Source organism: Halomonas sp. 707B3 (assembly GCF_024158645.1).
Classification (GTDB): domain Bacteria; phylum Pseudomonadota; class Gammaproteobacteria; order Pseudomonadales; family Halomonadaceae; genus Vreelandella; species Vreelandella lionensis.
Genome location: NZ_JAMZBE010000311.1, coordinates 1 through 1115, shown reverse-complemented (window position 1 = coordinate 1115; position 1115 = coordinate 1). Strand labels below are relative to the sequence as shown.

Sequence of the window (1115 nt, the reverse complement as noted above, 5' to 3'; positions counted from 1 at the left end):
CCAGTTCATACCGGCCTGTTGCTGCCAGACCTCCAGCGGTTGATGACGAGACAGTTGCTGCCCCAGGCCATGCCAAGGGGTATCGCCAACGTAAGCCATTTGTTCAACGAGATGTGCCATGAGTCATTCTCCAGACATAAAAAAAGCGCCGACCAAAGGCCAGCGCGAGAAAGTGAATAAGCGGATCATTCGCCCCACACAGGGCGAACAACGATGGGTTAAGCGTTAGGTGCTAAAGGCGGATAGACGTCGCGGTAGGTGCAGCCGCAAGACAAGCATAACCATGGTGTCCCGCTACCTACTGGCAGCCACTGCTCAAACAATGAGGTGGCGATGCGCGAGCCGGTTTGACCACCAGCCACGGCCCCCATCATGGCGGCAGGCAGTTTTGCCAATGGAAAGCGAGTCACAGTTAGCGGCAGTGGGCCGGTGATGGCTGTCGCTCTCCATGCGCCAATAGCACCGCCGATCAAGGTGCTGCCCACCACGCTCACGCGTTGGGCAGTCTCCAGGTTCAGCATGCGCGTTGATGCACAACGTTTACAGGGTGGGGGCATATTGAAGCTCCTATGCAGAGGAAAAAGTTTCCAGTGGGGTGGATGCATAGGAGTGATATAGGCCGAAATTTTTTGGCTTCTTCTTGGCACGTCAAATAGCTGCGGTATTTAATTAAGCGCAGTGCGACATTTTTTGTCGCATGGCAGATAGATAATCCTGTCCATTGTTTAAGCAGTTACTAGTTTCGGGCATGTGCCTACATCACAGGTGATTAGCACTTGTACAGTCGACTCTGTCTACTGATGAGAAATGTGTCGCCTTCATTTCAGGTTGAGCCCACATAGCCTAATAAACTTGAAATTTTCTTCAAGTATTGCTGAAATCGACCGACATTAAGTTATATTTGTCATATTGAGCAAGGAGATAAGTACAACCAGAGCAGCGGTTGAGCGCACAAGGGCAGTCTAATCACTTGGGCCGACTGTTTAGTTTTTTATATGGCACCTAGCTGAAAAAATAGGGTTCTTCGTCACTTCACGTGGATTTGGCCTGATCGAATAGGCGGCCCACCGGGCTGCCAATCAGGTAGATCATGGCGATAAAGTTGGCCTCGTTCC

1 protein-coding gene is annotated in these 1115 nt (G+C 51.1%); it reads right to left on the bottom strand.

Going from position 1 to position 1115, the window contains the following annotated elements; translation table 11 throughout:
- Positions 1-218: 218 nt before the first annotated feature.
- Positions 219-557 (bottom strand): hypothetical protein, encoded by a 339-nt coding sequence (locus BIS10_RS18845; protein WP_253507837.1) that lies wholly within the window; start codon positions 555-557, stop codon positions 219-221.
- Between the last annotated feature and the right edge of the window lie 558 nt (positions 558-1115).